This window comes from Paenibacillus sp. J31R122 (assembly GCF_056269185.1).
The window spans coordinates 1-14,999 of the sequence record NZ_JBWDNM010000012.1 but is presented as its reverse complement, the minus strand read 5'-3'; the positions used below and the strand labels follow the sequence as shown (position 1 = coordinate 14,999).

The following is a 14,999-nucleotide window of genomic DNA, read 5'->3' as shown; positions in this document are numbered from 1 at the left end:
TTAAAAAATAGCAACAGCCGTCGGAAGACCCCGACGGCTAAAAATTAGATGATTCGATCCATATTACGCCACAGCCGCTGCCCCTCTGGTACGTCTTCCCATGGCTCGAAATGAGGAAGCATCACCTCATGCCAATTGTTCGGAGAATTGCTTGTTGTCAGCAAGCCTTGACGTTTGCTTGTGCTGACCCGAGCAGGTAACTCATGATAGGAGAATAAGAACCTGCCAAGAGAACCGATCACATACGTTTGATTAAAGCTGTCCGGGAATTCTTCTTGCTTCTGATAATGATAATAGATATAGCTCGATGCCATTTCCGGTTTCAATCTAGCAATTGAACCTAAACACTCGGTGATAGGAACGCTTCTGCACCAAGAATCGGTGTCTTTGGGCATCCCGTCATGAAAAACATCGATCATTGGGATCGCAAGCTTGTATATCGCCCCTCTAGAGCCGCCAACCTGATCAGGTTCCAGTGGCCATTTTTCTAAATAACGTTCGAAAGACATCGGCCAATCCCAGGCTGGCATTCTCGAAGCACCTAATACTTCCACATACACACAAACATATAGCTCACAAGAGAACACGGAGACATGCGATAGCCCTAACAATGTCCATTCTTTAAGCAGCGTGTTTGCATTCCCCTTGACGATTTGCTGGAATTCTCTCTCCATCCCTTTGCGAAGTTGAGAGTAATAGAGGAGTCTTTGTATCATGCATCGTTATCCCCAATACCAAAATAAAAGGCCTTGGCATTGTAATTACGTACGCTCGCACGCTCCTTGTCGCTCCACTTCTCAGGAAGCAGCCGCTCGAATAATTGTACAACATCGTTATAGGTGCCAGCCATCAATGCTACCGGCCAGTCACTCCCGAACATAATACGCTTGGGACCAAATCGATCCGCAGTCTGACGAATATAGGGTTCAAGAAGTTTGAGATTCATACCACCTGCGGGTGTGATCATGCCTGACCATTTGCAATACACATTAGGGAAACCGGATAGCTCATCCATGTATGCCGACCAAGGCTCTAATTCACCGTCTCGGATAGGTGGACCACCTAGATGGTTAATAACAGCCTTTAAGTGAGGTAAGCACCTAAGGCATTTAATTACGGTTGGCATATTTTCCGATCCAATCAATAGGTCGATTGTAAAACCATCCTTCTCTAACAGACGAAGATGCTCGATCAAACGATGCGGCACTTCTTCTTTGCACTGCTCGAAGACGGAGCGGTCCAACCTAATCCCAACGAATTTCGGGTTGTTACGGAAATGTCTATATTCGTCAGCGAATGAATCTGCGAACGGATCCAACCACCCTACGACACCTAGGATTCTTTCATCATTTCCTGCCAACTCAAGCAGAAATTCCGTCTCAGCTACTGTCGGTGCCGCTTGTACGGCGATAATTCCACGTACAGTGTCAGCAGTACCCAGCAGATCCGAAGGCAAATAATCTTGATAAAGAACTGGATTACTGGGCGTAAGCCAATGATAATCGCCACGCTCCAGCTTCCAAAAGTGGACATGGCTATCGAAATAGGAAACTTCATCTCCAGTAAATGATTGATCATTAGAAGTCATAGATTGCATTCTCCTCATAATTACTCCCTATACTTGCTTACGGCCTCGAATAATCTTCGCCTTCGCACCTTCCACTTCAATACTCCAAGGTGTATCATAGGTCGGTTGATTCACGTAGCGTTTCATATGCAGCTTTAGTTGAATTCCCGCCCCTTGAGCAAGGGTGACTGGCAGCCATTTTCCATCGAGCTCTCCCTCGCCAACTCTCTGGCCTCTTTGATTATACCTTTCCATATAAGTGAACTGGTGCTCACCGAAGCTGCCAGCTTGTATGATCAATTCGCGTTCCCTGAACGCAGATAGATTCACAAGCGTTAAAGTAACAAACTCATCGCCAAGCATTTCAACCAAAGCACCTACATCCTCTGGAAGACCGCATCGTTTCCGATCTGCATCGAAATAGCGCACTCTAGCATGCTGTAAGCCACCGTGGGAAATATGCATGGGAGCGCCTAACATCATTTGCAATAATCCTTCGAAGTAGACAGGAGAATATTCCTGCCACTGATGAATACTATATGGATGATCCCAATCCCAGCTGTTTGGATCCCCCTCAGGAGATCGAAGCTTCTCCAATTGGATGGAAATTAGCTCTAAATTTTGCTGCAAAATACGCTCTGGATAATCAGGGAATTGCCCACGCATATATAAGTACCAAGGTACTGTATTTGCAATATAATGCTTTGTTTCCTTGCGGGTTACCGCATTTCTTCCAGAAATAGTAGGTATATCAATAGATCGGAAATGATCTTCATAGGGAATCCGGTCAACACGTGCCGCGTCTTCTTCAGCCATCGATACCGTCCATAAATAAATCGGGTAAGTTGGAACTTGGATTCGGTAGTCCGTCCAGCCGGAATCAAAATGCTTATTTGGAACATGCCATTTCCCATTGATTTCTTTACCTAGATCCCAATTACGGTCCAATTGCGAACGTGCCAAATCTAACTTACTCCGATCACCGGTCAGGAGCACAGCGTTCATGCCAGCATTGGTTAGAGGTTCAATGATAGACATGAATCCATGCGGCCAACGGTAGCCATAGTATCCCCCCCACCATTTTCCATCGTTGTACTCACCAATCGTATCGCTCAATCCGACGTTGTCTGGAATCAAACCTCCATTACGCTGTGTACGCTCTTCCCAAGCGGTCAAATAATCCAACACCCACTGCCGATAAGATTCATCTCCCGTGTACATGTAAGCATTAGTGATCAAGCCGGTTGCGTTCAAATTCAGTGGGACATCTCCCTTAGCTTTCCGTTCATTCATTCTACTTATGATTTCTCCGTAAATGGCATCGTCTGACCACTTACATTTGCCGCTAGAGAAGTCAACATCAGGAATATCCTCGAACGGTGCCAAATAATCATCCAACACACCTCGATGTGTTACCCAATCCTCTTCCGTCATTTGAAACCTTGGACCTTTGCTGCCCGTAATTGGCGAGCGCATCAACTTAAGCTTCGCATCGTAATTCGGCACCTCGGGATTATTACCCGTATAAAGCTCAGCAAACTTAACAGCGCGCTGACGATTCTTCAGCAGATGTGGATCGGACAAGCCAAGGAAATAGAAATATAATGACCCTTCGCCATGATGCATCCAGTCATAGTAAGCGTCGAATTCATTATGAATTTGACCGTACTCCGTCCATTGCCAGGTAATGGAATCAAACATGAGGCGAGATAGACGTAAAATTTCTTCATTGCCCCCGAGTACATAAAGCAGGGATAAATTCATAAATGCTTCATACGGATCGTCTGACCCATCCATCCCCGGCCAATCGTCTCGCCAAACGATCGTCCCATCCTCCCGCGTATAGCGGCGTACATATTCAACCGCTGCCTCGTTCAGTGTATCGATTAACTTCCGCTCCTTGAGCGCCCAAGTTGGCGCTGTCCATGAATCTCGCGTATAGATGGTCTCAGTTGTGAGGGTGGGTCTGCTTGTTCGTGTCATTGATGTTACCTCCTACCAAAATGTATCCTGTATGCCACGCAGCTTGCAGACCGCTTCAGCGAAGAAATAGTCTCCATAGATAATCGGCACGTTAACATACGTTTGCTTCGGCCTATTAGCCGTCCCCATCCTTAGAATAGCTTCCTCGCTTGAATCATCCCAAGCCGTATATTTATCATTTAATTTAAAAATCAGCTTCTCGGCTGCACGGCGATATAACTCTGATTCACCCTTAGGCACCAACAAACTCAACTCCAGCATTCCGCTGGCTGCACAGGCTGAAGCGCTGGAGTCCATAGCCATTCCTTCTTCCCATGGAGCTCGGAAATCCCAAGGCGGTAAACCGTCATCAGGAACATTCGCGAGAAAAAAATGTGCTGCACGTTTGGCTGCATCGAGATATCTTTCCTCTCCAGTATAGCGTGCGCTAAGCGCCATGCCATATAACGCCCATGCGGTTCCGCGTGACCATGCCGAGTCCGGCGAGTAGCCTTGCCCACCCAGCGCTTCTTGCCTCTCTCCGGTCTCCGGATCAAAGCACACAATATGGTGTGACGACCCATCCGGACGAAGAAATTCACGCAAAGTCGTATCCGCATGAAGGGCAGCCACATGCCGAAACCGAGGATCGCCTGACTCCTGACTTGCCCAATAAAGCAGCGGAAGATTCATCATGCAGTCAATAATCGCCCAGCCAACCCGCTCCGGTTGGTTCCAAGCACGAATAAACCGGCCTCTCGCATTGTAGCGCCCCACCAGATGACTCGCTGCCGTCATGGCCCGCCGCTTCGAGCTTTCGCACCCAAGCAGCTTGTACTGTGCCACGGAAGATAAGCTCCACATAAACCCTACGTCATGATGAAGCAGGTAAAAGTCGGTAAGCACGGTATCCATCTTCGCTTCTATTTGAGCAGCTGTATCTTTGAGCTGTTCATTCTTGGACTCTCGATAAACCAGCCAGATCAGACCAGGCCAGAACCCATTGGTCCACCAATCCGCTTCTTCTCTATTATATTTTCCATTAGCTGATATATAAGGAAAACAAGAACCGATTGATTCATTCATTCGTTCCACTTTCCCTATAATTTTTTGCCAAATTTCATCAACCCACTGTGTACTCGATGCATCCGCTCCAACATTTTCATCTACCTTAGACATTCTTCAACATCCCCTCTACCATGTTAATGGCTGACCTGGAAATAAAGAAAGCAGCCGATCCTTTTCATCTTGAGGCAAGCCAACACCATCGCAATAGCTGGCATTAAGAGCGAGCGAGCGTAACGAAGTCGTTCCCGTTAATGTCACCGTAATGTCTTTCCCAATGGATCATCTGTAAAATTGAGATTCGGTTCATACACTTTAAGTGGTATCATATCACTTACCGTAATACCATCGACCAACGCAGTCACAGTAATTTGTGTATCACCTGGAGCTATCGTACGAACGACACCATTTCGTCCGACTTCGGCAATATCAGGATGTTCGATGCTTAATGTCATACTGCCGTAAGGGTCTATATATCGACCGGTCGCCGAACTCCCCATTACCCACAACGTTGTACGATCGCCCACTTTGAGAGTGCTCATTGGTGAATACAGAGACACTTGTGCAAGCACGTTGTCATGCTGTATTCCTTTGTTCAGTCCAATCCTGTCAAAGGGTATGGCTTCGAATCCAGGAATTTGGGTGAATACAGGCGCATCTTCGCGAAGATTCCAATTTCCGTTTTCTGAATCAATAAAACCGATATCTTCGCTAGTCCTCCAATTGTATTGAAAGAATCCTGAAGCAGATACATTACTAGCAATAGATATTCCAGCTGATTTGTAGATCACATTTTTTTGTGCCGAATTATATTTAGCTTCACAAGGAGAATCAGTCAATATATCCTCTAAATTCGGGAAATAGGTAAGCCATGGCTCCTCCTTATAAGGTACATCTGCCAAATTCACTGGCAAAGATCCACCTGCCGCGCAGTGATAAGCTGCCCACCCTAATCCACGCTCATCAAGCGATATAGAAACTCTGTTGTTCAATATCACATTGTTTTCTACGATATTGTTCCGTCCCCCGCCAACCATGATGCCGTAGTCAACGTTCGATAAAATATTGCCGTAGATAGTAATTCCACTCAACATATCATCCAGATAAACGCCTACCTGATCGGTCCCACCCTTATTGCCAATGTCATGAATATAATTGTATCGAATGATTGTCCCCTGTGCAGACCAGTCACGTCCACCATATATGGCGCCCGCATCGCCTGTCTCATTAACGACGTTATAAATCTCGTTATATTCAATAATATGGTTGTTACCCACAAACTGAATAGCTTCGTGCGGTGCATTATAAATCAAATTATTAGCAACGCGATTACCCACACCCATAATGTTCACAGCTGGAGTATATGTCCGTTGGATCCGACTAAAATCATGGAAGGTATTATTCACCGCATAATTTTCACCGGGTGTTAGCGTTGCACGATTACCGCCGTCTAACAGGATCCCGCCTTTTCCGGTTCCAGAAATTTCACTGTTAGTTACCCCATTATAATGACCATTGAGGATAGTTACAGCCTTATCTCCGATTTTCAAGAATGTAGAATCTGTTATGACATTGTTCGAGCCACCATTCATCTCGATCGCTGTTCCACGCGTTAATCCAAATTTAATCCCTTGGAATGTGGTGTGGGAAACCTCGTTCATGGAAATAAGAGGGTCACCTAGGAGTGAAATTTCAATCTCACTATCGTCGAGCTCGCTCGGAGGATATAGGTATAATATGCCGCTATTACGATCCAGATAATATTCGCCCGGCGCGTCAAGCTCCTCCAAAATATTAAAATAATAATAACGCTGGTTTGTTCTCACTGAATATACGCTTGCCTTAGTTGTGCTTATTTGTTTGGTCACTTCATTAATATCTTTAATTTGCAGCGTTCCATCAGCCCAGTCCCAGTACCAATACCCAAACATCCATATATCGCTGGTATCCGCCCATTTACTTGGTCGATCATCAAGGTATCGAAAGGTGGCTCCGTGATCATAAATCGGAGGTAAAGGGCGAACATTGTACTCGTCGCCGGAATTCCGGGGATCTGCACCTGGATCGTCGATCTGCCCGATTCGAAGAAATCCATCTCCTTCGCCTTTGTTTGGATAGCGCGCCAACATTAATACATCCTCATTGAAAAATAGTTCCGGCGGCTCTGAAGCCGTAGGTAACCCAAATCCGCTTTGAATGATTTGGTCGAAATTAGTAAATCCTTGTGCACGCAAATCAAACTGATAGACTTGATCGACCACTGATGTTGAAAGTCGCTCTCGCACAGACACGTCTGTAACAGGTTTGAAATCAATTGTATCCATCGTTGCTCCGCCGACGATCGATACATCTTCGCCTGGATATGCTCGATACACGATTGGTGCTTCATCCGTTCCGGAGTCCTGTTCATTCAATTCAAACGAATCGGTCCGCGGATATACCCCTGCGCGCAAATATACGGTCACACCTCCCGTAGGCAATTGTCCTTCCGATTTCAGCTCACGGATAGCCTCACGGGCGCCTTCCAAAGTAGCAAATGGCAAGTCGATCGTTCCATCTCCAGTCTCGGCGCTACCAGTTAGTGATACGTAAAACTCAGCGCCTGCTGTTCCATTATTGGAATTGCTGCCATTTGTAGCTACGTAAAAAGTCGTTCCTGCGTCTTTCATTTTAATACACGACCCTTCCATCCATTTGTGTCCCCATACATAAAACAAGAGCCGATTGATTCATTCACTCGTTCCACTTTCCCTACAATTTTATGCCAAGTTTCATCAATCCACTGTGCACTCGATGCATCCACTTCAACACTTTCGTCTACCTTAGACATTCTTCAACATCCCCTCTACCATGTTAATGGTTGACCTGGAAATAAAGAGAGCAGTCGATCCTGTTCATCTTGAGGCAAGCCAACACCATCGCAATAGCTGGCATTAAGAGCGAGCGAGCGTAACGAAGTCGTTCCCGTTAATGTCACCGTAATGTCTGGGCTAGAAAGGCTAAACCGCATCGCAGGCTCAATCAATCCTTTGGGTTCCGTTTTCCGAAGGAAAGCTAACTCCTTAATTCGACGCTCTGCTTCTTTAACTAGAAGCGAATCTTTCTTTATAAATGGCGCTGGAGCCTCTGCAAGAAGACCCATACCCAGTACGCTTCCGTTAATGACCGATACGCCATGTTCCCTTGCAGTCGGCAGAAGCTCATCCATGGCAGAATAATCGATGAGCATATAACGACTGAACGTCTGTACCGAGTCGATATGTCCTGACCGAATAAAGGGCAGTAGCAGAGCTGGATTAAAGGCATTGACTCCAATGGATCGAACCTTTCCCTGCTCCTTCAATTTAAGAAAGGCAGGGATGGTTTCGTTCATTCCCATTTCCATGTTCGTCTCAACAAGTTCATGCATTTGAATGAGATCCAAATAATCGGTACCTAGGCGCTTAAGACTGTCCTCCACAGAGCGAATCGTATTATCAAACGTATAGGGTACACCGCGCATAACGGCTTTGCTCGCAAGGACTACTTTCTCCCTTTGACCCTTCAGCGCCTTGCCAATTCGCCGTTCGCTTTCTCCTTTTCCATATAACGGTGCTGTATCAATAAAGTTGATCCCGAGTTCCAAGGCCCGATCGATCACCTCGATTACTTGCTCATCTGTGACCGGACCATAATCCCCGCCAAGCGGAGCGCCCCCAAGACCTAGTTTCGAAACCTGAATTCCCGTTTTGCCAAAAGTGGTATATTCCACTACATTCACATCCTCATTGTCTCTAGTAACGGACACTATTATTGTATTTCATTTAGCCTGTTATTAGTTTTGCTTTATGAAACAGAAATGTTGTTACTTTGCACAAACCAGATTTGTTAAAATTTCAAACGACCAACATTATAAATGAGCATTGCTAACCCACATGTTATGCAAAGGCTCTCTTGCTATTATATGAAATCTATCGGTTTCAAAGTTATACTGTGTTGTATGGAATTGTTGTTTTCTTGTCATGATTCATTAGGCCATGTTACACTATTCTGAACTGATAACTGATCATCAGGAGGCATGCGCACGATGAAATTCTTTGAAGATGTAGAATTACATGAAATTCCCTATCGCTTCAGCTATCGCAAGATAACGACTGACAATTACAATGGATTTTACCATTGCCATCAGGGTATGGAATTTTTATATGTGCATCAAGGCACCGGACAGATTGTTGTAAATCGCAAAGTATATGCCATTCAATCTGGCACCTTCTTCTACCTGCAGCCTTATCAACTACATCACATTCAAGTTGAAGTTCATCCAGATGCCCCGTTTGAACGAACAATCATCTCCTTTGAGCCCTCTATATTTGAAACCTATTTCACTTCATTCCCACACTTGAATGCTTATTTTCAGTATTTGTGGAAAAATGAACTCGAGGAACAAGTACTCTATCAAACTGATAGCAATAGCTATATCAGCCAATTATTTCAGCATCATTATGTTGGGTTTTCTAAGTACCAGCTCGATGCCAAACAGCAAAATTTCGCTTTGCTCCTGCTGCAGCTTTTTCAATTTCTCTTTGTAACAGGTTTTGGAAATCCAATTGAAAATGGATTAAATCCGCAACGTCAACTTCGTTATTCTGAAAAAATCATGAATTGGCTTGAAGGACATTATTCAGAAGAAATTTCACTCGATACGTTAGCGGATCTTCTACATATATCTAAATCTTATGTATCCCGTATCTTTAAACAAGAAACAGGCGCTACGTTGATGGATTATATTCTCGCTAGACGAATCCGACAAGCCTGTGTGTTTTTAATAACTAGCAACAAAGGGATCGAGCAAATAAGCATTGAGGTGGGGATGAATAATTTCCCTTATTTCTGCCAGGCTTTCAAAAAGCTTGTAGGCACGACACCCATGAAATATAGAAAAAAGCTACAACTTCAAGATTAATTGATAAACAACCTTGAAGAAATAATTCCGCTTCTCGTTCCACAGTATTCAAATACTTTGTCATTACTAGAGGGAGGAGGGGGATCGTGTCAAACTTGGACAAGGAGAAAAAGGCTCTGAAAAAAGCGATAACGGAGTTTGAAACAACCGAGGTCATAACGACAAATGTGTACAAGGTCAGCCCGGAGCAGAAAGAGAAGCTCGATCGTCTGGCAGAGGAGAGACTCGAAAAGGCACGCGAGGAGGCAATACCGAAGATCCGCGAGCGCTACGAGCAGCTCCAGAGCAGCCGAAGACAGACGGCATCGGAAAGCCTTCTGCGAAGAAATGACGAATCAACCACTGAATAAGAGGCTTCCCGTTAAAAGAGTTGGCGGAGAGGCCTCTTTTTTTGTGTGATAAAGCCCAGTACCAGCGTAGCTGACACCCAGGGCATTTACTAGGGCTAGAATCGATGATAGCGCATTCGCTACCCAACTTATAAAAAAGAGGTTATCCCCTTAGCCATCTATTCAATCGCTCAGAGGATAACCCTATTGAAGGTGTTAATATGACTTAAATCAATTCAGACTTCTTTAGAAGTCTTTGAATAATAGTCGCAACTTCTGCTCTTGTAATGAATGATTTCGGAGCAAGTTGCGTATCATCTCTACCGGAGACGATTCCTGCTTGTAGGCAATCGGCAATGCTATTCTTTGCCCACTCAGAGGCGCTATTCGCATCAGCAAATGAACTAAATAATTCTTCTACTTCTTTGGTTGATAGCTTCACTTGTAGACCAGTAATTTTCATAGCTTTCGCTATGATCGCCATCGCCTGTTCCCTCGTAATTTTATCCATTGGACGGAAGGTGCCGTCTTCAAATCCGTTAATCAGATCATACGAGTATGCGGTTTGAATAGCGCTGCCATACCAATCCGAATTATTCACATCTGTGAATAGCGTCGTGACGTTCTCCAGTTTAAGTCCCAAGCCCCGAACAATAATCGCCGCAAACTCCGCACGCGTAATATCCTGGTCGGGATTAAACATGTCATTGCCAACTCCACTTATAACCATACGTGATCCCATATCGTTGATAGAATCCTTTGCCCAATGCTTAGCTGCATCCTTAAATACAACCGGGTGCCAAACAATGGCGTACGTACTGTTCGTCAAGCTGTTCACTTTAGCGAAATACTTGCCATCGATGATCACAATTTTCGTCGGAACATGGCGAACAGTTCCATCCGGATCAACAACAATACCGGTAGTAATTTTGTTAGGAGTGACACTATCCGGAATAGCTATCGTACGTTCCACATAAGCATGGAAATTAGATACAACAATCGTTTTATCTCCGTACTTTGCCCTCACTGTAAAGTTAGTAGGTGGAGCAACGAGGGTGAATTCCCCTTTAGCAGCTGCGTTCTCAACAATCTTAACTGTGTCCGCCGTTGGTGCTGCTATTTCAATTTGAATAGTAATGTCTTGGAGTGCTACTGTCTTACCTAGTTGCTCCGATATGGCATTGATATCGATCTGTTGTGATGGAATTGTATAGGTCGCATTTTCGGTTTTGATTTGGATGGTTGCCTGCTTCTGCTCCAGGTTCTTAATCATTTCACCATTTAATTGCCCAACAATAACATCCGATTTCAAATGAACTGGAATCGTGATTACCGCATTCTGACCTGCAGCCGAAAGCCTATCTTCGAGCTTCTTAGGATCAAGCGTAACTGTTGTGACCTGTTGATCATTCACTTTAGCTGTCGTTGCCGTGCCCGCATTTTCTGCCTTACCGTTGATGATAATATCAACTCCGGATGTCGGAGGTGTAGAAGGTATATAATTAATGAATGACCACTTAGCGTGTAATGTCGTATCGCCAAGAACCTTGTCTGTAGCAAAGTTCCATACATTCGATAGACTCGATTCCTTATACCAGCCACCAAAGGTGTAATTGTCTTTCGTTGGCGCGGGTGGCACAGCAATCACAGTATTGTAGTCCGCGTTCACATTCGCTACTTCACTGCCTCCGTTTTCTTCGAAATTTACTGCGTAGCTTATAGGTTTCCACTTCGCATATATTGTTGTGCTGCCTGTGATTGGAGTTGTTGCAAAATCATACGTTGTATTAAAACTATCATCCGTATACCAGTTTTCAAAGGTATATCCTTCCTTTGTTGGATCTGCTGGTTTTGCCGCCTTGCTCCCATGGTCAATTTTTTGTAAAGCTACTATACTGCCTCCATCTACATCAAAGCTAACCGTATAGTTATTAATGTTCCACTTCGCATGTAGTGTGGTATTACCAAGAACCTTATCTGCAGCAAAGTCCCACGCATTCGTTAAACCTGATTCCTTATACCAGCCACCAAAGGTGTATTTGGCTTTCGTTGGCTTGAGTGGCGCTGCAATCGCAGTATTGTAGTCCGCGTTCATATTCGCTACTTCACTGCCACCGTATTCTTCGAAACTAACTTCGTAGCTTACTGGTGTCCATTTCGCATACAATGTTATATTACCAGACACCTTATCTACGGTAAAACTCCATGCATTAGTTAGGCTCGATTCCTTGTACCAGCCTCCAAAAACATAATTCGCTTTCGTTGGTGCGGTAGGTGCAGTGATTGCAGTGTTATAGTCAGCCTTCACATTCGCAACTGCGCTGCCTCCATTTACTTCAAAGCTGACCTCATAGTTAATTGGTGTCCACTTTGCATATAGCACCGTATCATCAAGTATCTTGTTAGCTGTAAAATCCCATTCGTTGGATAATCCCATTTCCTTATACCAGCCACCAAAGGTGTAATTGGGTTTCGTTGGCTCGGGTGGCGCTGCAATCGTAGTATTGTAGTCCGCATTCACATTCGCTACTACACTTCCTCCGTCTACTTCGAAACTAACTACGTAGCTTATAGGTCTCCACTTCGCATATATTGTTGTGCTGCCTATGATTGAGTTTGTTGCAAAATCATACGGTGTATTAAAACTGTTATCCGTGTACCAGTTATCAAAGGAATATCCTTCCTTTGTTGGGTCTGCTGGTTTTACCGCCTTGCTCCCATGGTCAATTTTTTGTAAAGCTACTATACTGCCTCCATCTACATCAAAGCTGACCGTATAGTTATTAATGTTCCACTTTGCATGTAATGTCGTATTATCCAGAATCTTATCTGATGCAAAGTCCCACGCATTCGTTAGACTTGATTCCTTGTACCAGCCACCAAAGGTGTAATTGGCTTTCGTTGGCTCGGGTGGTGCAGCAATCGCAGTATTGTAGTCCGCATTCACATTCGTTACTTCACTGCCACCGTATTCTTCGAAATTTACTGCGTAGCTTATAGGTTTCCACATCGCGTAGAGAGTCGTATTTGTTTTTCCCATATTGAATGTTGCATTCGGAGCATAGGTTTCACTTCCATTCGGTGCGATGGTCCACCCAACAAATGTGTGACCCGTCTTCACTAAATTTCCCGTATTGCCAAGTACGGTGACTTGTGTCCCTTCAATATAAGGGCTGCTGTTGTCTATTGGAGCAGTTCCACCTGAGTTTCCATTGCCGGAGTAGGTTAAAGTGTATTTGGGGATAATAGGAGCTTCAAAAACGATGTTATCAAAAATACCATATATGTATTCATGTTCTACAGGATCAGCGTCTGTAAATCTGATTTGATCTACATTGCTCCAAGCACTACCCGTAAAGGTCAATATTCCGCCAGTATACTTTCCTGCTGCACTGTTATGCCTTGTCCAGGATAATAACGAATTACCAGATCCATACGGTGTTGTTACTCCTTTCGTCGATTCAAAGTTAACCTCAGCTGTTGCAACTAGCTTGCCATCATCATAGCCTGTTACTTCATAAATTTCAGAGAATCCACTGGAATGATCATAGACTTCCATCTCTAAAGAGCTAATTTTAAAATTATTGGCTAAATTTGCCGATTCAAACTGAAAGTAGGTTCCAGTTGTATTCCCAATATATTTAGTAAAGAGAACATTGCCAGAGCCTATTGTGTTGCCATTTGTCCATGAGTCGACACTTAATTGATCGTCCACAGAATCCGTAGAATATACAACACCATCCAAAGTTAATACGCCATTTTCATCACTGGATGTTCCTACTGCGACGCTGTCAAAATTTTGGCTCACCGGCGCAATTGCATGACTTACTGTAGTTGATACTAGAATCAAAAACATGATGGCCGAAAATACTACTAACGTCTTTAATCTTTTACCCATCCTACTTCCCCCTAATTATAATAGATCGTACTTACTGGAGAATTCCCAACAAAATACTACTAGCTTAGGCATATTTCGATAAGTAACGCCATTTTACCTGCTGTTCAATGAGCAATTCTACAAAAATATACAAAAAAAGTTATCTTTCGAAGCACGGCTCTGTGTTTTTCTTTTAAAGACGTTTCATCGGTAATGCTCCAGATCATAGACAATAGCGGTGACAAGCTTACTTTCCCCTATATATGCTAGGACATAGGAAGGAGGTTTTTGTGATAGTCTACAAGAGTAGCACCACCGGAAGCAAATGGACAAAAACCAATTGGCTCGTAATACAGGCGGTACTGGCGGATTTAATATTACTCGGATCAAAAGAAAAGAGAAGGGCTTCCAAACAGCTAGAGGGATCCTGATTAAAATAAGGGATACCCTCTCTTTTGTCTATTCTACTATTTCAATTTAACAATTGAGCCTTAGGCACTTCAAGTGGCATTTTCACTCCCAAATTGTATATCTATATATAAGTTAATAAGTGAAAACGGTAAGACAATTTTATTAAAATCATTTATCGGAAGGCCACTTAATGACAGGCTGGAGGTATTGCGCACATGAACGTCTTCCTTGATGATAAAAGGCCTTGCCCTCCGGGATTTGTCTTGGTGAGGACTGCCAAGGAGTGTATTGCCTTAATCAAAAACAATAAGCTATCTACACTCTCGCTGGATTATAACTTAGGCCGCGGGAACCCAACTGGATACGAAGTAGCTAAATATATGTCTGCGAATAACATATATGCAAATACAATCATTATTCATAGTGCAGATGCCGTAGGAAGAAAACGAATGGCAAGGTTACTCCGAAAACATAAGCCCCAGCATGTGTTGCTCATTATCCGTCCCACTTCGTTGGCCTAGTCGTTGCTCAACCAACAAGAAGATTTGTCCACAAAAATACCTTTACGCTCGAAAATCATGCTTACAGCTCGTAAACATACAAAATAATGAGCTATAAGCTCCAAAATCATGCTTAAAAACCCCATTCTTGTGTTTTACCTAGCGAATATTGAGCTGTAAACTCGAAAATCGAGCTTATAGCTTTCTAACAAACCAACAAATGCACTGTAAGCTCGAAAATGGACCTCTGTCAAGAAAGTAGACACTCCTTAAGGGTATCAAACTAGTGCTTTATAGTATTGTAATTCGAATTGCACTGGCGATAAGTAATCCAAAGAACCATGGA

At 43.9% G+C, this 14,999-nt stretch carries 12 protein-coding genes; 3 read left to right on the top strand and 9 right to left on the bottom strand.

Going from position 1 to position 14,999, the window contains the following annotated elements; genetic code table 11:
• Positions 1 to 44: 44 nt before the first annotated feature.
• The 8 genes from AC0YN7_RS19440 to AC0YN7_RS19405 are packed head-to-tail and all read right to left on the bottom strand — an operon-like array spanning position 45 to position 8,345.
• Complete coding sequence (locus tag AC0YN7_RS19440) at positions 45 to 716, bottom strand: hypothetical protein (RefSeq protein WP_475811688.1); 672 nt, start codon at positions 714 to 716, stop codon at positions 45 to 47.
• Positions 713 to 1,588, bottom strand: coding sequence for an amidohydrolase family protein (locus tag AC0YN7_RS19435; RefSeq protein ID WP_475811687.1), 876 nt, complete (start codon positions 1,586 to 1,588; stop codon positions 713 to 715). Before AC0YN7_RS19435 ends, AC0YN7_RS19440 begins: the two co-directional genes overlap by 4 nt.
• 27 nt (positions 1,589 to 1,615) lie before the next feature.
• Entirely contained in the window at positions 1,616 to 3,550 is a 1,935-nt protein-coding gene (locus AC0YN7_RS19430; RefSeq protein WP_475811686.1) for a DUF8034 domain-containing protein, read from the bottom strand.
• A gap of 12 nt (positions 3,551 to 3,562) precedes the next feature.
• Positions 3,563 to 4,708 carry a glycoside hydrolase family 88 protein gene (locus tag AC0YN7_RS19425; protein WP_475811685.1) on the bottom strand — a complete coding sequence of 382 codons (1,146 nt, stop codon included), beginning with the start codon at positions 4,706 to 4,708 and terminating at the stop codon, positions 3,563 to 3,565.
• 15 nt (positions 4,709 to 4,723) lie between these two features.
• Positions 4,724 to 4,855 carry a hypothetical protein gene (locus AC0YN7_RS19420; RefSeq protein ID WP_475811684.1) on the bottom strand — a complete coding sequence of 44 codons (132 nt, stop codon included), beginning with the start codon at positions 4,853 to 4,855 and terminating at the stop codon, positions 4,724 to 4,726.
• Positions 4,852 to 7,284 (bottom strand): right-handed parallel beta-helix repeat-containing protein, encoded by a 2,433-nt coding sequence (locus tag AC0YN7_RS19415; RefSeq protein ID WP_475811683.1) that lies wholly within the window; start codon positions 7,282 to 7,284, stop codon positions 4,852 to 4,854. The genes AC0YN7_RS19420 and AC0YN7_RS19415 overlap by 4 nt, the downstream gene beginning before the upstream one ends.
• Positions 7,260 to 7,424: a hypothetical protein gene (locus AC0YN7_RS19410; protein WP_475811682.1), complete on the bottom strand. Its 165-nt coding sequence runs from the start codon at positions 7,422 to 7,424 to the stop codon at positions 7,260 to 7,262. Before AC0YN7_RS19410 ends, AC0YN7_RS19415 begins: the two co-directional genes overlap by 25 nt.
• A gap of 15 nt (positions 7,425 to 7,439) precedes the next feature.
• The gene (locus AC0YN7_RS19405; protein WP_475811681.1) at positions 7,440 to 8,345 is read right to left on the bottom strand and encodes an aldo/keto reductase; all 906 of its coding nucleotides are present in this window, start codon (positions 8,343 to 8,345) and stop codon (positions 7,440 to 7,442) included.
• 315 nt (positions 8,346 to 8,660) lie between these two features.
• On the opposite strand from AC0YN7_RS19405, the gene AC0YN7_RS19400 reads away from it, so the two are divergent.
• Both AC0YN7_RS19400 and AC0YN7_RS19395 read left to right on the top strand, forming a co-directional pair.
• Positions 8,661 to 9,536, top strand: coding sequence for a helix-turn-helix domain-containing protein (locus tag AC0YN7_RS19400; RefSeq protein WP_475811680.1), 876 nt, complete (start codon positions 8,661 to 8,663; stop codon positions 9,534 to 9,536).
• 86 nt (positions 9,537 to 9,622) lie between these two features.
• Entirely contained in the window at positions 9,623 to 9,886 is a 264-nt protein-coding gene (locus AC0YN7_RS19395) for a hypothetical protein (RefSeq protein WP_475811679.1), read from the top strand.
• A 205-nt stretch (positions 9,887 to 10,091) separates the two neighbouring features.
• Here the strand turns inward: AC0YN7_RS19395 and AC0YN7_RS19390 are convergent, their stop codons facing one another.
• Positions 10,092 to 13,763, bottom strand: coding sequence for an InlB B-repeat-containing protein (locus tag AC0YN7_RS19390; protein ID WP_475811678.1), 3,672 nt, complete (start codon positions 13,761 to 13,763; stop codon positions 10,092 to 10,094).
• A gap of 605 nt (positions 13,764 to 14,368) precedes the next feature.
• Between AC0YN7_RS19390 and AC0YN7_RS19385 the strand changes: the two genes are divergently transcribed.
• Entirely contained in the window at positions 14,369 to 14,674 is a 306-nt protein-coding gene (locus tag AC0YN7_RS19385; RefSeq protein WP_475811677.1) for a cyclic-phosphate processing receiver domain-containing protein, read from the top strand.
• Positions 14,675 to 14,999 lie beyond the last annotated feature (325 nt).